At 64.4% G+C, this 17,008-nt stretch carries 16 protein-coding genes and 3 pseudogenes; 10 read left to right on the top strand and 9 right to left on the bottom strand.

Annotated elements, in window-relative coordinates; genetic code table 11:
- Positions 1–53: 53 nt before the first annotated feature.
- A complete protein-coding gene (locus LB513_RS23290; RefSeq protein WP_224665827.1) occupies positions 54–713 on the top strand; it encodes a 4'-phosphopantetheinyl transferase in 660 nt (219 codons plus the stop codon).
- A gap of 229 nt (positions 714–942) precedes the next feature.
- On the opposite strand, the gene LB513_RS23285 is transcribed toward LB513_RS23290, so the two are convergent.
- From LB513_RS23285 to LB513_RS23270, 4 genes are all read right to left on the bottom strand, one after another.
- A complete protein-coding gene (locus tag LB513_RS23285; RefSeq protein WP_224665826.1) occupies positions 943–2,088 on the bottom strand; it encodes a KamA family radical SAM protein in 1,146 nt (381 codons plus the stop codon).
- A 149-nt stretch (positions 2,089–2,237) separates the two neighbouring features.
- A complete protein-coding gene (locus tag LB513_RS23280) occupies positions 2,238–2,450 on the bottom strand; it encodes a tautomerase family protein (protein ID WP_224665825.1) in 213 nt (70 codons plus the stop codon).
- 28 nt (positions 2,451–2,478) lie between these two features.
- Positions 2,479–3,369 (bottom strand): SDR family oxidoreductase, encoded by an 891-nt coding sequence (locus tag LB513_RS23275; protein WP_224665824.1) that lies wholly within the window; start codon positions 3,367–3,369, stop codon positions 2,479–2,481.
- A 10-nt stretch (positions 3,370–3,379) separates the two neighbouring features.
- Positions 3,380–4,120: an SDR family oxidoreductase gene (locus tag LB513_RS23270; RefSeq protein WP_224665823.1), complete on the bottom strand. Its 741-nt coding sequence runs from the start codon at positions 4,118–4,120 to the stop codon at positions 3,380–3,382.
- Between the two features lie 101 nt (positions 4,121–4,221).
- On the opposite strand from LB513_RS23270, the gene LB513_RS23265 reads away from it, so the two are divergent.
- From LB513_RS23265 to LB513_RS23250, 4 genes and pseudogenes are all read left to right on the top strand, one after another.
- Complete coding sequence (locus tag LB513_RS23265; RefSeq protein WP_224665822.1) at positions 4,222–5,115, top strand: LysR family transcriptional regulator; 894 nt, start codon at positions 4,222–4,224, stop codon at positions 5,113–5,115.
- A 152-nt stretch (positions 5,116–5,267) separates the two neighbouring features.
- Positions 5,268–7,829 carry an EAL domain-containing protein gene (locus LB513_RS23260; RefSeq protein WP_411962740.1) on the top strand — a complete coding sequence of 854 codons (2,562 nt, stop codon included), beginning with the start codon at positions 5,268–5,270 and terminating at the stop codon, positions 7,827–7,829.
- 42 nt (positions 7,830–7,871) lie between these two features.
- Positions 7,872–8,083, top strand: a pseudogene (locus tag LB513_RS23255) (SOS response-associated peptidase family protein); the annotation flags it as partial.
- 99 nt (positions 8,084–8,182) lie between these two features.
- Complete coding sequence (locus LB513_RS23250; RefSeq protein ID WP_224665821.1) at positions 8,183–8,983, top strand: hypothetical protein; 801 nt, start codon at positions 8,183–8,185, stop codon at positions 8,981–8,983.
- Positions 8,984–9,130: 147 nt separating this feature from the next.
- On the opposite strand, the pseudogene LB513_RS23245 reads toward LB513_RS23250, so the two are convergent.
- A pseudogene (locus tag LB513_RS23245) lies at positions 9,131–9,319 on the bottom strand (hypothetical protein); the annotation flags it as partial.
- Positions 9,320–9,392: 73 nt separating this feature from the next.
- Here LB513_RS23245 and LB513_RS23240 point away from each other — a divergent pair.
- Entirely contained in the window at positions 9,393–10,109 is a 717-nt protein-coding gene (locus LB513_RS23240; RefSeq protein WP_224665820.1) for a hypothetical protein, read from the top strand.
- 52 nt (positions 10,110–10,161) lie between these two features.
- Here the strand turns inward: LB513_RS23240 and LB513_RS23235 are convergent, their stop codons facing one another.
- Both LB513_RS23235 and LB513_RS23230 read right to left on the bottom strand, forming a co-directional pair.
- Entirely contained in the window at positions 10,162–11,142 is a 981-nt protein-coding gene (locus tag LB513_RS23235) for a phosphodiester glycosidase family protein (protein ID WP_224665819.1), read from the bottom strand.
- Positions 11,143–11,268: 126 nt separating this feature from the next.
- Entirely contained in the window at positions 11,269–11,622 is a 354-nt protein-coding gene (locus tag LB513_RS23230) for a hypothetical protein (protein ID WP_224665818.1), read from the bottom strand.
- Between the two features lie 223 nt (positions 11,623–11,845).
- Here LB513_RS23230 and LB513_RS23225 point away from each other — a divergent pair.
- Positions 11,846–12,285 (top strand): annotated as a pseudogene (locus LB513_RS23225) (hypothetical protein).
- Between the two features lie 164 nt (positions 12,286–12,449).
- Here the strand turns inward: LB513_RS23225 and LB513_RS23220 are convergent.
- Positions 12,450–14,072, bottom strand: coding sequence for an ABC-F family ATP-binding cassette domain-containing protein (locus LB513_RS23220; RefSeq protein WP_224665817.1), 1,623 nt, complete (start codon positions 14,070–14,072; stop codon positions 12,450–12,452).
- A gap of 340 nt (positions 14,073–14,412) precedes the next feature.
- Between LB513_RS23220 and LB513_RS23215 the strand changes: the two genes are divergently transcribed.
- Entirely contained in the window at positions 14,413–14,976 is a 564-nt protein-coding gene (locus tag LB513_RS23215) for a LysE family translocator (RefSeq protein WP_224665816.1), read from the top strand.
- Positions 14,977–15,024: 48 nt separating this feature from the next.
- Here LB513_RS23215 and LB513_RS23210 read toward each other — a convergent pair whose 3' ends face one another.
- On the bottom strand, positions 15,025–15,624 hold the full coding sequence (locus LB513_RS23210; protein ID WP_224665815.1) for a YdeI/OmpD-associated family protein: 600 nt from the start codon (positions 15,622–15,624) through the stop codon (positions 15,025–15,027).
- Between the two features lie 190 nt (positions 15,625–15,814).
- On the opposite strand from LB513_RS23210, the gene LB513_RS23205 reads away from it, so the two are divergent.
- Together LB513_RS23205 and LB513_RS23200 are read left to right on the top strand one after the other, a co-directional pair.
- The gene (locus LB513_RS23205; RefSeq protein ID WP_224665814.1) at positions 15,815–16,159 is read left to right on the top strand and encodes a VOC family protein; all 345 of its coding nucleotides are present in this window, start codon (positions 15,815–15,817) and stop codon (positions 16,157–16,159) included.
- A 111-nt stretch (positions 16,160–16,270) separates the two neighbouring features.
- Positions 16,271–16,891 carry a hypothetical protein gene (locus LB513_RS23200; RefSeq protein ID WP_224665813.1) on the top strand — a complete coding sequence of 207 codons (621 nt, stop codon included), beginning with the start codon at positions 16,271–16,273 and terminating at the stop codon, positions 16,889–16,891.
- Positions 16,892–17,008: the final 117 nt, after the last annotated feature.

Here is a 17,008-nt window from a genome sequence, read left to right as displayed (position 1 = left end):
AGAGCGAAGAGATGATTGCCGATCTTGTCCCGCCCGGCGTCGGGAGCCGAACCATGACGGCAATCACTTCGCTGGCCGTTTTGCCCGAGGAAATGTCGCTGGCGCGGGCGCTGGCCGCCATCGCCCCACATGGGGTGCGCACGGGATGCCGGCTGATACGCGACGGTGACGAGACCCATCTGCTGCCGGAGGAGGCGCGCTCCCTCCCTGCCCGCCAGCCGGCCATGCGGCGAGCCAGCGGCGCCGCGCGGTGGATCGCGCACCGGCTGCTGGCGGATATCGGCATCCACGACCCGATCCCCCGCGCGCCGTCGGGAGCGCCGGTCTGGCCCGACGGGATGACCGGCTCGCTCGCCCATGACGACGACATGGCAGTGGCGGCACTTGCCGAAGTCGGAGACATCATATCGCTGGGCATCGACGTCGAGCCGGCGCTGCCTTTGCCCGATGATATTTTCGCGCTCGTCGCAACGTCCGCGGACCGCATGGACAGAAGTGATCTCCATCTCGCCGGCCGCCTCCTCTTCGTCGCCAAGGAGGCTGTCTACAAGGCGGTCTATCCGCTCGACCGACAGGTGCTGGGCTACGAGGATATCGCCGTTGACCTCGACGCGCGCCGCGCCACGACAAGGATCGGCCGCAAGCTCAGCCTTGTCTACTGCACCGCTCCGCGCATCGTCGTCCTGGCGTTTGTCGGCGGAGTTGAGGTTTAGGCTCGACCAATTATCGCCCCGCGCTGATGCAACGCACCAATCTCCCGCGTCGGCGCTGCCCCTCACTGTCCTGCCGGACATCTCTCCCCGTATAGGACGGGGAGAGAGGGCTGGCCGCAACGCTGACGATCTTTCCGCAACCTTGGAGATTGGCGAAATCGCCGATGACAGCGCCCCTCTCCCCGTCCTATACGGGGAGAGGATGCCGGCAGGCAGGTGAGGGGCAGCGCTAACTTGCGCCACTTGCGTCGCTACGGCTCACGGCCGCGCCCTCCCCCTCGCCGACCACCTCCGCATAATCCCGCGCCTTCCCATCCAGCCCGCGCAGCCGCCAGCGCTGCCCGTCCCGCACCTCGACATGACACGGCCCGATCGGCACCTTGCCGCCGCCTTCCGGGAGGTCGAGCACATAGACAGGATTGCAGATGCCCGACAGGCGGGCGCGCAGCGCTTCCACCAGCGCCTGGCCTTCGGCAATCGTCGTGCGGCGGTGCGCCATGCCGCGCGCCAGATCGCCATGGTGCAGGTAATAGGGTTTAACGCCCAGGCGATACATCAGCTCGCGGCAGAGCTCTTCCAGCACCTCGACGCTGTCGTTGACGCCTTTGAGCAGAACGCTCTGGTTGAGCAGCACGAACCCCGCCAGCCGCAACGTCCGGCAGGCCGCTTCGGTGGCGTCGGTGATCTCGCGCGCGTGGTTGAAATGCGTGACGACGGTGACCATCAGCCGCCCTTGCAGTGCGGCCACCAGCCCAGGCGTGATGCGCGACGGCAGCGCCACCGGCACGCGGGTGTGGATTCGCAGCAGCCGCACATGCGCGATCGCCTCGATGCGCCCGGCGATTTCGGCCAGCGCCTTGTCGGGCAGCGACAGCGGATCGCCGCCGGTCAGGATCACCTCGCGGATTTCCGGATGAGCCGAAATATAGGCCAGCGCCGGCTCCAGCGCCTCGCGCGTGTAGCCGCGGGCGATCGAAGTCAGCGATTCCTTGCGGAAGCAGAAGCGGCAATAGACGGCGCATTGATAGGTCGGGAACAGAAGCACACGATCGGCATGGCGATGCGTCAGGCGCGGCACCGGGCTGAACGCGTGGTCGGCGATGGGATCGTCGAGCTCGCCTTCCGCCTGCTTGAGTTCGCCGGGCGACGGGATCACCTGCGCGCGGATCGGGTCGGCCGGGTCGTTCCAGTCGATCAGGTCGAGGTAAGCCTTGGGCGCCCGCACCTTGTGGTTGGCGGCAGCGGCCTGAGCCGCCGCCCGCTCGGCCGGCGACAGCGGCAGGCGCTCGAGATCGCGCACATGGCGCACGCCCTGGCGGACATCGTTCTGCCAGGCGGCATCGGCGGTGGCGGTTGCTTCTTTGAGGTCGGGCATTGTGCAGTCTCGGGCTGTTCGCGCGGACCTATCGGCCGGATGAGCTGTGCCGTCAATGGCGGCACTCAAGGCTGCGCCGCCCCCACCCAGAGGCGCGAGCGCTCGCGCGCCCATGACGGCACGCGAGCGCTTCGGTGCTCCGGCTGGTATTACTCCCTGGCGCGATAGGCTTCCGGGATCACGAACACCTCGTCGGCGCGGCCGTAGCCGCCATCGGCGATTTCTTCCACCAGCACCATGGTGGTGGGTCGCACGCCCTCGCCGAAAAAGTCGACGAACATGGCTGTGGTGCGGTGGATGAGGTCTGCCTTCTGCGCCTTGGAGAGCGCGGCCTGCGGCACTTTTATGTTGGCGAATGGCATGGTCTTGTTCCTTCTCTTCAGTGGGGTTTCAGATTTTGACGTGGAGCAGGTCGGCAAGGCCGATCCGTTCCATGAGTTGCGCGCGCACGCGGTCGGCAACGCCGTTGACGATGGCCGCGCCATCGTCGGAGGGATCGATATGGATGCGCAGCGGACGGCTGCCATGCGGCATGGCCACGAGGTCGACGATGGCGCGTGCGACCGTCTCCGGATCGGCGTCCACCGGCTCGAGCGAGGCCAGCCCCTTCAGCGCCTGCTGGTCGACCCCTGCATAGGTACCGGACCAATAGAGCGCGGCGCGCTCGCCATCGGCCGGCGCCGCCGCGTGAGTGAAATGCTCCGTGCCCTTGGTGAAGGCGCCAGGCACCACGATTGTCGTCTCGATGCCGAAGCGCGCAAGTTCAAGCGCATAGCTCTGCGCCAGCGCGTCCATGCCGGCCTTGGCGGCGAAATAGGGCGCCAGGAATGGCGGCGTGCCGCCGCGCGTGCTGCTCGAGCCGACCCAGATCATCTGCGCCCGGCCGAGCGGGCGCATATGCGGCAAGGCTGCGCGGTTGACCCGCTGCGTGCCGACGACGTTGACATCGTAGAGTTGCGCCAGCTGTTCGGGCGTAAAGGCCTCGGCCGGTCCGAACCCCATGTGCCCGGCATTGTGGACGAGCACGTCGAGCCGGCCAGCCTCGCCGATGATCCGCTCGATCGCGGCCTCGGCCGAACTGTCGGAGGTGACATCGAGCGCGATGGGAATGAGCGCTAGGTCTTCGTCGCGCGCCAGTTTTTCCATCTCGGCCACCGCCGCGCCGCGCGCCGAGGGGTCGCGCATCGAGGCATAGACGGTGTGGCCGGACCTTGCCAGCGCCCGCGCCGTCATCGCGCCGAAGCCGCAGGAAGCACCCGTGATCAGGATTGTTTTTTGCATGGTGACCTCCTCACACGACGCCGCCATTGGCGCGGATGACCTGGCCGTTGACCCAGAAGCTGTCCGGCCCGGCGAGGAAGGAGACGATGCCGGCAATGTCGGCGGGCTGCCCGAGCCGGCCGAGCGGGATCATCTTCCCGATGGCCTCGATCTGCGCCTCGCTCTTGCCGTCCATGAACAGCGCGGTCTCGACCGGGCCGGGCGCCACCGCGTTGACGGTGATGCGGCGCTGGCCAAGCTCCTTGGCCAGAATATGCGTCATCGCCTCGACGGCTGCCTTGGTGGCGGCATAGACGCCGTAGCCCGGCTGGTAGAGGCCGACGACGCTCGAGGAGAAATTGACGATGCGGCCGCCGTCGCGAAGCCGTCGCGCGCCTTCCCGCATGCCGCGGAACACGCCGCCGAGATTGGTAGCGACCTGCGTATCGAACGAGGCGTCATCGGTCTGGGCGATCGGCGACAGCTTCATGATGCCGGCATTGTTGACCAGTATGTCGATGCCGCCGAACGCCGTCTCGCCGGCATCGAACAATGCTGCAATGCCTTTGGGATCGGCGATATCGGCCTGCACGGCGATCGCCTTGCCGCCGTCCGCCTCGATTGCCCTTGCAACCTCTTCGGCCTCGGCCCGGCCCCGCGCATAATTGATGATGATGGCGACGCCGTCGCCGGCGAGCCGCCGCGCGATCGCGGCCCCGATGCCCTTGGAGGCGCCGGTCACGATTGCCGTTCTTGGATGCTGAGTGATCATGGAAGTCTCTCCGTGTTTGGTGAGACGGATATAGGCCGAGTTATTTTCCGGATAATCGGGCGTTCGTTGACATCACTATTCGGATAATGCGAACAATAGCCATGGATCGCCTGGATACGATGCGGCTTTTCGTTCGCGTGCTGGAGCGGCGCAGTTTCACTGCGGCCGCCGCCGATCTCGGCCTGCCGCGTTCCACCGCGACGGAGGCCATCCGGAGGCTCGAGGAATTCCTCGGCGCGCGGCTGCTGGAGCGCACCACGCGCCAGGTAAACCCCACGCAGGACGGCGAGGCCTATTATCGGCGCTGCCTGTCGATCCTGGCCGAGATCGAGGATGCCGAGGCTGCCTTCCGCGATGCCGAGCCCTTCGGCCTGCTGCGCATCGACGCCTCCACACTGCTCACCCGCACCTTCCTGTTGCCGCGCCTGCCGGAGTTCCTGGCTCGCTACCCCCGCATCGATCTGCAGATCGGCCAGGGCGACCGCCTGGTGGATCTCGTGCGCGAAGGCGTCGACTGCGTGATCCGTGTCGGCGAACCGGCCGATAGCGGCATGATCATGCGGCGGCTCGCCATGATCCGCGAGATGACCTGCGCCAGCCCCGCCTATCTCGAACGCCACGGCGTGCCCGCCTCTCCCGACGCGCTCGAAGGTCACCAGGCGGTTGGGTTCGTCTCGTCACGCTCCGGCGAGACCTTGCCATTCGAATTCACCGTCGAGGGCAGGATCCGCCAGGTCCGGCTACCCGGCCGCGTCGCCGCCAACAATTCCGATACAGCGGCCGATCTGGCGCGGCTTGGCCTTGGCCTCATCCAGGCGCCGCGCTACCGCTTCGAGAAAGACCTTGCCGACGGCACGCTGGTCGAAGTGCTCGCCGGCTACCCGCCCTCGCCGACGCCGCTGTCGGCGCTCTACCCGCAGAACCGCCAGCTCTCGCCCCGCTTGCGCGTCTTCCTCGACTGGGCGACGCGCATCTTCGCGCAGGCGCAGCTCTAGCCATATTGGAAGGGCAAATTTAAACGTTTGGTACTAGTGTCGACAGACAGGCTGTTGTCCAGAAAGGTATTCGGGTCAAATTGGCCACAACGCGTTTCAGCATAGGTCGCGTAAGACAGGCCGTTTTCTCTTCCGCCAACTTGCCGGCGGCCATAGCTTTTGTCGTCCTTTTGGCCTGCGCCTTGCTTGCCGACAGGCAGAACCGGATCGTCTCCGACCAGTTGGAGCGGGCCGATGTGCTGGCCAAGGTCAACATCGTCCGCGCCAAGCTCGAAGGCAACATAGCGGGCAATCTGCGTCTGGTTCAGGGCCTGGTGGCGACCATCATCACAGAGCCTGACATGGGTCAGGAAAGATTTGCCGCGCTCGCGGCCAACTTGTTCCAGCAGAAATCGCAATTGCGCGACATTGCCGGCGCGCCCGACCTCATCATCTCGCTGATTTACCCGATGAACGGGAACGAGAAGGCCCTCGGGGTCGACTATCGCAAGAACGAGACGCAGCGCAGGGCGGCGATACAGGCGCGAGACCAGCGCGTGCTGGTCTTCGCGGGTCCGGTCGAGCTTGCCCAGGGCGGGCTCGGCTTCATCGGCCGCATCCCGGTCTTTGTGCCGAAAGCGGGCGGCGGCGACCGCTTCTGGGGCATCGTCTCGGCGGTGGTCGATGTCGACCGGCTCTACGCCGCCAGCGGGCTGACCGATCCCGAGCTCAACATCGACGTCGCGCTGACCGGCAAGGATGCGCTGGGCGGTGGCGGCGAACGCTTCTTCGGCGGCCAGAATGTCATCGACGGACATCCGGTTACCGCCAATGTGCAGCTGCCGTCGGGCTCCTGGCAGATCTCGGCGATCCCCAAGGGCGGCTGGCCGGCGGCTCCGAAGAACGAATGGACCTTGCGGGCGCTGATGTTGCTCGCCGGAGCCCTGGTCGTGCTGCCGATCATGGTCGCCGGGCGCCTGTTCGGAGAAAGGCAGAAGAACTATGCCGAACTGAGGCGCCTCTCCGGGCGCCTGGAGCTGGCGCTGGAAGCCTCCGGCATCGGCGTCTGGGAGCACGACCTCGCCACCGATCGAATGGTATGGGACGACCGCGTCAACGAGATCTACGGCAAACCCGCCGACGGCCAGCCGCGCGGCTATGATGACTGGGTGCGGGCAATCCATCCCGAGGACAGGGCGCGGGCGCAGCGGGATTTCGATCGGGCCGCCGGCAACAAGAGCCTCTATTCCTCGCAATACCGCCTCCTCGGTCCCGATGGCGCCGTCCGCCACGTGCGTGCGCGCGCCAGCTTCTTCCAGGATATCGACGGCGCGCCGAAGCTGATCGGCGCCGAGTGGGACGTGACCAGCGACGTGCTCCTCAACGAGACCCTCAGGCGCGAGCGGCAATTGACCGAATCGAAGAATGCCGAGCTGAACGTCGCCAAGGCGCAAATCGAGTATGCAGCGCTGCACGATTCCTTGACCGGCCTGCCCAACCGGCGCTATCTCGATGAACTGCTCGCCGAAAACACCGGGCCGAACCAGCCCACCGCGCTGCTGCACCTGGACCTGGACCGCTTCAAGCAGATCAACGACACGCTCGGCCATGCCGCCGGCGACGCCATGCTTGTGCATGCCTCCGAGGTCATCAAGGCCAATGCCGGCCCTGGCGATTTCGTCGCGCGCATCGGCGGCGACGAATTCGTCGTGATGAGCCATGGGCTTGACGACGACGAGCTCGCGGCACTCGCCGACCGCATCATCGAACAGATGCGCCAACCCCTCGACTATCGCGGCCATCCCTGCCGCTTCGGCGTGAGCATCGGCATCGCCGCCAACAGCGGCGTCGAGACCAAGCAGCTGCTCGTCAACGCCGATCTCGCCCTCTACCGGGCGAAGGGCCGCGGCCGCAACCGCTACGAGTTCTTCAACGAAGAGCTGCAGAACGAGATCGTGCGCACCAAGCAGGTCGCCGACGAGATCCTGGGCGGACTGGAGCGCAACGAATTCGTCGCTTATTACCAGCCGCAATTCGATGCCAGGACGCTCGAGATCGTCGGCGTCGAGGCGCTGTCGCGGTGGAACCACCCGCGACGCGGGGTCCTTGCCCCCGACGCCTTCCTCAAAGTGGCCGAGGAGCTCAACGTCGTCTCGCTGATCGACCGCACCATCCTCGAGCAGGCGCTGGAGAATTTCGGCCGCTGGAACCAGGCCCATCTCAAGATCCCGCGCGTTTCGGTCAATGTCTCGGCCAGGCGGCTGGAGGACAAGAGCCTGATCGAAGGGCTGCGCAAGCTCGACATCAAGCAGGGAACCGTGTCGTTCGAGCTGGTCGAGTCCATCTTCCTCGACGAGAACGACGAGCTGGTCACCTGGAACATCGAGCATATCAAGGAGCTCGGCATCGACATCGAGATCGACGATTTCGGCACCGGCCATGCCTCGATCGTCTCCTTGCTCAAGCTGCAGCCGCGCCGCCTGAAGATCGACCGCCAACTGGTGATACCCATCACCGGTTCGAGCGCGCAGCGCCATCTGGTGTTGTCGATCATCGAGATCGGCAAATCGCTCGGCATCGAAGTCATCGCCGAGGGCGTCGAGACGATGGAGCATGCGCGTATCCTGAAGGAGCTTGGCTGCGACATCCTGCAGGGCTATTTCTTCGGGCGTCCCATGGAGGCCAGCGCCTTCAAGACCTTCGCGCGGTCGCGCAAATGGCTGGCCGCGGGGTAGCCGGGGCGCGATCTTGGCCGCGATATCGCAGAATTTGGCGAAAGAGGGAGCGCGGGCAACAAGCTGCCGACCTTCACGATGCTGACGACTGAGCCAGGACCGGATGTCGCGCCGTCCACATCCGGCACATCGTGGTTCTTCAGCCAGAGAATTGGGCCGCCTGGCTCAACCTGACGAAGTCAGAGGCCGAGCTGCTGCGGCCGCTCCCGGCCGGCTCGTTGTCGGTTGAAATGCTGCGCTCGGAGGGCGCCTAAGGAAAGCCAAGCGAGGACAAGCTGCGCTACGGTTTCGCTGCAGAAAGTTGACGTCGTAGGCGTAGCAACCGTTGCGCATACAATAACAGGATGTCAGGTATGGGCATGTCTATTGATCGCGTCCCACCATCAAAAAACATTTTGCACTGGTCAATCCTCGCGGCTCTCTCGGTGCTGATTGCTCTCGGCTACGTCGATATTACCTGGTTTAAGCGTTGGCCCCCAGTAGATGGGGGTGTGCCTAGAGTTTCAATTCTGATATGGTGCGTCAAACTCGCGCCTATATTTCCTATAGTAGCGTCAATGGTTCGTCTCACACCACTGCGGCTGACGAAAACTAGCGCACTGCTATTTGCTTATATAACGTTTGTAGTAGGTCTGCTATTGACCCTGGTCGCAGCCGGCCTTTCTGGAGCAGGCGGACACGTTGTATTTATGCACGGTGCAACCCTTACCATAGCAGTATTAGCATCTTTCCTTGTTCTGTGCCGTGGCGATATTCATTCTCCCATGGGGCTGTCCACAATTGCCTTGATGATCATACCGGCAATCGCTGCAACTTGGTCGCTGGCCGCAGGTGGCATGCTTGTCGCATCGGCGCGAGCAATGAGTAGCGCTAGGCCATACTGCATTGCGTTGCACGGGGATCGTAAACCTGTTTCCAGTCTGGCGAACTTGCGCGGCCTATCCTTTTACACGACTAGGACAGGTTATAGAGATTCATTTTGGTGGTTCTTTCACGGCGTCCTAATCGTTCAAAACGATGTAGAAAAAACCGTTTACAATTGGAGCGCGAAGAAGCTTCGCTTTGAACTGCTTCCTCCTAAGAATTTCGAAGACGATCCAAGAAATGAATGCGTCCCGCAGCACGATTTTATCAACACGCTCCCACTGATCTAGCAGCGGGGCGGCGTAGAGAGCCCGAGGAACATTCGCTTCGCCACATTGGGGACATTCGAGCTAAGCACATGAGACTTCAACGCCAAGCGTTCAGAAAGGGACCAGAATCTTTCAAGCAGTTCGTTGGCAAGATTTGCCTGGGCGCGCTTATTCCATATCGGGCACCTCGCCGCTCTGGAACAGGGTCGCGGGCGGGCCATAATCGCCTAGCGCCGGGTCAGCATCCCTGCTCCAGGCGATGACGCCGACATGCTTGCCGGCCAAGGCCTTCGTGCGGATCGCCCGATCCTCGCTCTGCTGATCGGTCGGGCCGTAGGCGGTGAAGAGCTCACCATCGTGCCGCGCATGCCAGGGAACTGTTGGAGCCCGCTCGCGGTTCTCTGTTCAGGCGCGCGGCGAGAAAAGGAACATGGCGGACAAGAAGAAGCGCGGTTCCCTCCGAAAGCTTGTGGGCGGGCTGGCCGCGAAAATCGCTCCCGCCCCTGCTCCCGCAACCGGGAGTGGCGAAAGCAGCGCCACGACACTGGTTGCCGAATGGCCGCTGCCGCCATCGGCGACGCTCGGTTCCGCCGTGCGCCTGAAGGGGATCGAGCGCGAGCTCCGGGCCCGCCTGCCCTGGGCGGTCAGGAAATTCGCCAAGGCAGAGACGGGCCGGGTCGTGCTGCGTATGCTGAAGACCGACGCGGACGCGTTCGAGGCCGCCTCGGCAACGATCTCGCGCATTTTGCAGGGTGTCGAAACCCTAGCCATCCTGCCCCGTGAGGCGGAGGACATCCTCACCATCTCCGCCCGCGAGCGCCACAAATGGCTGCGCGATGGTCGCCTCAAAAGCATCGGCACGCGCACCGTCAAGATGCGCGGGCGATCCAAATCCGTCACCTTCCACGTCTTCGATCCGCGCCATGTCGAGGACATTCTCGACCGCGACCTGGCGACAAGCTGGCGGGAGGCGGATGCGCTGGAGGTCACCGAGAACAGGCGGCGCGGCGCCGGCAAGGCGGCGCTGACGCGGGCAGGCAAGCGCGAGCGCAAGGCCGGCACGGCCCGAAAATCGGCAAAGGATGACGGCCTGCCGCCAAAGCTCGAGGGCTGGGACAATTTCGAGGCGGATGGGCTGCTGCGCTAGATGGAGCTGCTTCGCGTCTTGATGCCCGATCAGTGCTCAATTCGTGCGGACGCTATCTCCGTTCCACGGTGAGCACGACAGGCATTCCCCAAGGCACGTCCAGCGGTGCCTGCAGCAGAGACACCTTGTCATCCGTGACTTGCGCTTCCCAGCGCGCATAGTGCTTCAGCCTATAGCTGCCCGCTCGCACGCTGAGACAGGCAATCGGCCCGCCATCGAGGTTCAACGCCGTCTTGAGGTCGAGCTTCGACGCGAGCAGGAAATCGGCCAGCCTGTCCAGCGAGAAGAACGCATCCCTGGTCGAACCGACAAGGATGCGACCCTGCCGGTCCTCTGCGATGAATGTGCGATTGGCCAACCACTTGCTTTTGGCCCTGACAGCGTTGCGGCCATCCTCGCCGACGAGTAGCGGATAGGAAACCATGGCGTTGTCCGCGTGCTCCAGCAACGGACGCCAGTCGCGATTGCTCAGATCGACGACGTGGGTGCCGGACGCATCGGCGGCCCAGGCCCCCGCCTTCGCGTCATAGTCACGAGGTCCAAGCCGGGTCCCATTGCTCACCAAAGGCGTGTCCGCCTCACCCTTGAGGCCGAAATAGCTGCCATTGACGATCAGCACCGTGCCTCCCTTGTCATCAGGGCGAAGCGCGCGCTCCCACTGGTCGATGTCCTTGCCTCCATCGGGCTCGTTACGGGCGACGAAGCGGAATTTCGCCGGATCGAACCGGTAGAGATAGAGGCGGTCGACTTCCCGCGCATCGGCGATTACCGGTATCTCGGCCGCTTCGAATCCCGGCTCCACTTCGCTCCACGAACTCGCCCCGGCGGTCGCCTCGGGGATGGAGGGCTGCAGGGCGAGCCGCATCGCCGGCGAGAGGCGCGCATCGTCGCGGTCGACCGTGATCCAGTAACTTCCGCCGCGCCGCAGAAGGACGTTCAACCCATAGGCGCCGTTTCTCTCCCAAACGAACCATGAGGCCGACAACACGACAAGCGCCGCCAGCGCAGCCGTGACCGCTATCGTTTTTCGCAAGACACATCCCCCGACCGAGGTATGAACGCTTCCTGGGAATTCTTGGCAGAATGATGTCGCGAGGCCACCCATGATCCTGGCAATGGCTTGGGGCGGCCAGCGGGCCGAGGGTTTGCTCCGCGTCGGCTACGGGTATTTCGTCTGCGCGCCCGCCGGGTTCAAATCGCCCTGCAATTGCTTCGGCAGCGGCAGGCTGGAGCATTGCAGATGGACGTCGCGGGCGAACAGTCTGCGTTGCTTCTGTTCGGCCTCCTTGGTCGCCGCCAGGATGCCCATCCCGTATGGGCCGAGCGCGACGAAGGCCCAGCCTGGATGCGTCTTCTCGCGGGCGGCATAGTCGGCAGCCGCGGTCCGCGCGTGCTGGCATTCGGGCGATGCAAATTTCGGGTCTTGCTGCGAAAGCGACGTCCCATAGTCGACCGGCGATGTCGCGCATCCGGCCAATGTCGCCGCCACTGCGGCGGATAGTGCGATTCTCATGCCGAAGCCTTTCCCAACACGATGCGACACTACACGGAACTCGCCTGCCCACAAGCACGGCACTCGACGATCAGCGGGCGGCAACAGGACAGTCGGCCGCCTTTGGTCACGCCGGAGTGACCACGCCAGGCTGGAACCATTGACGGTCGAGACTGTTGCGTTTGACTTTCGTAAGACGCTGACGAGCCCGGCCGGGTAAGAGGCGATACCAGGAGCTATCATCATGAACATTTCGTCGGGATTTCGTAAGATCGCGGTCGCCGCCATCGCCACCGCCGGCATCGGCTTTGCCAGCGCAGCGCATGCCGACAGCGGCACGATCCGCTTCGCCGTCTACAAGGCGGCCTTCTTCGTGGGCGGCTCCGGCGGCAAGGGCACCTTCACCTTCCACGGCAAGAGCTACCCGATCTCGATCGGCGCCGTGTCCGGCGGCCTCGCCTTCGGCGTGTCCAAGACCTATTTCCGCGGCACGGTACGCCATATCAGGCGCGCCCGCGACGTGACCGGCGTCTATGGAGCGGCCGGCGGCGGCGGCACGATCGGCAAGGGCGCCCAGGTGATCCTCATGACCAACGACAAGGGCGCGCACTCGAACTGTCAGGCAAGCAGGTCGGTCTGCAGGTCAACGCCGACTTGAGCGGCATGGCCATCTCGTTCGAGTAAGGCCGTTATTCGAGCTAAGACAAAGGGCGGTGCCGGCTCCGCTAGCATCGCCGCCGTTATTTCAGTTAAAGACAAAGGGCGGTGCCGGCTTCGCTGGCATCGCCGCCGTTGCTTCAGCTAAAGACAAAGGGCGGTGCCGGCTTCGCTGGCATCGCCCTTGCCATTCAGCTCCTGAGCCCCGGCGCTTCCTGCCCGGTCCGCTCGACATATTCCGTATAGCCGCCGCCATAGGTGTGGATCCCCTCGGGCGTCAGTTCCAGTACGCGGTTGGAGAGTGCTGCGAGAAAATGGCGGTCGTGCGAGACGAACAGCATTGTGCCTTCATACTGCGCAAGCGCCGTGATCAGCATCTCCTTGGTGGCGATGTCGAGGTGGTTGGTCGGCTCGTCCAACACCAGCAGATTGGGTGGGTCGAACAGCATAAGCGCCATGACCAGCCGCGCCTTCTCGCCGCCTGACAACACCCGGCAGCGCTTCTCGATTTCGTCGCCGGAAAAGCCGAAGCAGCCGGCCAGGGCCCGCAGCGGCGCCTGCCCCGCCTGGGGGAAAGCGTCTTCCAGCGTCTGGAACACGGTGCGTTCGCCTTCCAGCAATTCCATCGCATGCTGGGCGAAATAGCCCATCTTGACGCTTGGGCCGCGCGCCACCGTGCCCGTATCGGGTTCGGAAGCCCCCGCAACCAGCTTCAGCAGCGTCGACTTGCCGGCGCCGTTGACGCCCATGATGCACCAGCGCTCGCGCCGGCGGACCTGGAAATCCAGCCCCTCATAGATGGTGCGGCTGCCATAGCCCTTGTGCACGTTCTTCAGCGTCACGACATCCTCGCCGCAGCGCGGCGCGGGCTGGAAGTCGAAGCTTACCGTCTGCCGGCGCTTCGGCGGCTCGACGCGGTCGATCTTGTCGAGCTTCTTGACCCGGCTCTGCACCTGGGCGGCATGCGAGGCGCGCGCCTTGAACCGCTCGATGAAGGCGATCTCCTTGGCCAGCATAGCCTGCTGGCGCTCGAACTGCGCCTGCTGCTGCTTGTCGGCGATCGCCCGCTGCTGCTGGTAGAACTCGTAATTGCCGGAATAGGCCGTCAGCGACCCGGCGTCGATCTCGACGATCTTGTTGACGATGCGGTTCATGAACTCGCGGTCGTGCGAGGTCATCAGGAGCGCGCCATCATAGCCCTTGAGGAAGGATTCCAGCCAGATCAGGCTTTCAAGGTCGAGATGGTTGGAAGGTTCGTCGAGCAGCATCACGTCGGGCCGCATCAGAAGGATCCGGGCCAGCGCCACGCGCATCTTCCAGCCGCCGGAAAGCTTGCCGACATCGCCGTCCATCATCTCCTGGCTGAAGCCGAGGCCGTCCAGCACCTCACGCGCGCGGCCGTCGAGCGCATAGCCGTCCAGTTCCTCGAAACGGTGCTGGGCCTCGCCATATTTCTCGATGATCTCATCCATCCGGTCGGCTTGATCCGGATCGGCCATCGCCGCTTCCAGTTCCGCCATCTCGGCTGCCACCTCACTCACCGGCCCGGCGCCGTTCATGACTTCGGCGACAGCGCTATGGCCTTCCATGTCGCCGACATCCTGGCTGAAATAGCCGATGGTGACACCGCGATCGACCTGCACCTGGCCTTCGTCGGGCTGCTCTTGCCCGGTGATCATGCGAAACAGCGTCGTCTTGCCGGCGCCGTTCGGCCCGACGAGACCGATCTTCTCGCCCTTCTGCAGCGCCGCCGACGCCTCGATGAACACGAGCTGGCGGCCGTTCTGCTTGCTGATGCTTTCAAGTCTGATCATGCGGTGTCCGGCCAAACTGGGATGAGAGGATCTGCCCGGCGCCATACGCGAAGCACGGCGGCAAAGGAAGAGGCACCAGCGCCGCAGAGGGCCGATCTCCTCCACAGCAGTACTGTTCCTACGAGGGCCGCCCTCTCCCCGTATGGCTGGACCCGCAGCCAAGAAAGCGCGATATCGTAGCAACACCAGAGACTTATCGACGCTTCTCGAATCGCGCTATGAACCCACAGCGGCGCGCCCTGCCTCCGCCGGGGCGCTTACCCGCCCGGTTGGACGACGGGTTTCGCCCGGCGCTGGCCTTTTCTAACTCTCTGCCTCATCGACACCACCGAGGACCGGCATGCTTGACCTTGATCTCCTGGCCTTGGGCGGTTTGCTGCTGACGCCGGGGCCGACCAACATCATGCTGGCCTTCTCGACCGTCTCGTCCGGGGCACGGCGCACCGTGCCCATGCTGACGGCGGTCGTGCTCGCCTATATGGCGGTGATCCTGGCGATGGCAGGGCTTGCCGCGATTGTCCCGGCCTTCAATCTGGCCGCGCCGCCTTCCCTCTTGCGTGCCGGTGCTGTTGTGTGGCTGCTATGGCTGGCTTACCGCGTCTGGAGCGCAAACGATGACGACGACGCCGAGACCGGGCTGGTCACGGTGAGGCAGGTGCTCGTGACCACGCTGCTCAACCCCAAGGCGATGATCGTCGCCCTGCTGGTCCAGTCCGATGACATGACGGCCAGCCTGCTGGCCATTATTGCCGTGCTGGTCGCGCTTGCAGGCGCGGCTTGGCTCGCCGTCGGCGTGTTGGTGCGGCGCACCGGATCAAGCCTGCTCGGACGCCGCGCCTTGCGCCGGACCAGCGCCATCTGCCTCGCCGGCTTCGGCATCATCCTCGCCGGCGCCAGCCTGTAGCGCCCCCATGGGAAAGCACTAGTCCGCACTCGGGCGCATGAAGGGCCTCTATTTTTTGCCTTGGGGATAGATGGTGTCGCCGCGCTTCAGCATCGCCACGAAGGTCTCGATCTTCTTCTTGCGGCCGGCCTCGGTCTTCAGATTGTGGACGCGGAAGGCGAGCGCGAAGCGGTTCTGCGCGCTGAGCTTGCCCAGCATCTCCCTGGCCGCCGGCTCGGCGTCGATGGCCGCCTGCAGATCGTCGGGGATCTTCATCTCCTTGCCGCTGCCATAGGCGCGCGCCCAGCGCCCGTCGGCCTTGGCCGCCTCGACCTCTCTCAGCCCATGCTCGGTCATGCGGTCCTCGGCGATCAGCCGCGCGACATTGTCGACATTGATCCGGCTCCATATGCTCTTCTTGCCGCGCGGCGTGTAGCGTTGCAGGAAGCTCTTGTCGTCCAGCCCCTTGCGCACGGCGTCGATCCAGCCGAAGCACAGCGCGACATCGATGGCTTCCTTCGGCGTGATCGCTTTCAGCCCGGAGCGCACCTTGTGCACCTTGATCCACACTTCGCTTTCCGTGGCATGATGCCGGCTGAGCCAGGCACGGAAACTGGCGGCGTCGGGAAATTCATGCACCCTGTCGGGATCGACCTTGACCGGCGCCATCAGTCGATCCTCTCCCCGTCCTTCACTACGCAATCCATTGTTCTCACCATCGCCCAGTCGAGGCTAGCCCGCACAATGGCATACGGCGCTGTCAGGTTCCGTCAGCAGCCAAGCTTGCCCACATCCGAAAAGGCAACGCGGAGCCTGCCGCTGCGTTAAAGCCACAAGACATTCCTGCACGAGGTCTGCGATGGCAATCCACACGATTTTTGCTCATGTCAGTTGTTCCGACCTCGAAGCCAGCATCGTCTGGTACGGCAAGCTCTTCGGCAAGCCGCCTTTGCGGCGGCCGATGCCGGGCCTGGCCGAATGGCAATTCACCGACAGCGCCGAGGTGCAGCTGTTCGAAGACAGGGACAAGGCCGGCACCTCGACGCTGACGCTGGGCGTTCTGCCGCTGGTGCCCGAACGGCGCAGGCTGGCGGACGCCGGACTGGAGCCGGGTCCGATCGAGCAAGCCGATTATGTGCATATCGTGCGCATGCACGACCCCGATGGAAACCTCGTGGTGCTGGCGAGCGCGCAGACGGACTAGACTGCCATCGGCTTTGCCCGCGCAAGCCGGGGCTGTTGCGGCAGCGCTGGCGCCCTTCCCCGCCGTGCTGTACCAAAGAGGCTGTCGCCATCGCCGAGGCCAAGCCATCCCATGATCTGTATCCGCCTCGCCCTCGCCCTGCTCGCGATCGCCCTGCCCGCAACCGGCTTCGCCGAACCGATCGAAACCCGCAAGATCATCACCGCGCTGACCGGCGATTTCAACGGCGACGGCGCCTCCGACTTGGTCATGGTCGTCGAGACGGAGCCGACCGACCCGATGGACATCCACTTCTTCCTCCGGGACAAGGAGCACAATTATCTCAAGCCCGTCGAGATCGTGCACGAGCAGGTCGACGCCGAGTGGAACGGCTATGACCGGCCGGGCTATGGCAATTCGGACACCGAGCCGGAGCTGACCCTGCTGCCGAAAGGCTCGATCAAAGTCTATCTGCCGGCGCTGCCGCAGGGCAGCGAGCGCACCAACCAGACGCTGACCATCGCCTACCGCGATGGGAATTTCATCGTCGCCGGCTTCGCTTACGATTCCGAGGATTTCCAGCAGGACAATGTCGCCAGCGCCTGCGACTTGAACGTCCTGACCGGCAAAGGCACCAGCAGCAAGAAACAGCCCGACGGCACCACCAGGCACAAGACCGTTTCCGTCGCAGGAAGAACCGTCGCGTTCCGCGACTGGAATCCTGGCGAAGCCTTCTCCGCCTGCACCCAGTAGGCCGATAAAGCGTGCCTCGAGACCCTGACAATCAGCAAAACCGGCGACGAGACTGATCTCCCCCCTTGTGGGGGAGATGTCCGGCAGGACAGAGGGGGGCGCCCAGGCCCGATCTGG

The organism is Mesorhizobium sp. ES1-1 (genome assembly GCF_020164785.1).
In the GTDB taxonomy this organism is placed as follows: domain Bacteria; phylum Pseudomonadota; class Alphaproteobacteria; order Rhizobiales; family Rhizobiaceae; genus Mesorhizobium.
This window is presented reverse-complemented; position numbering and strand designations above follow the sequence as displayed.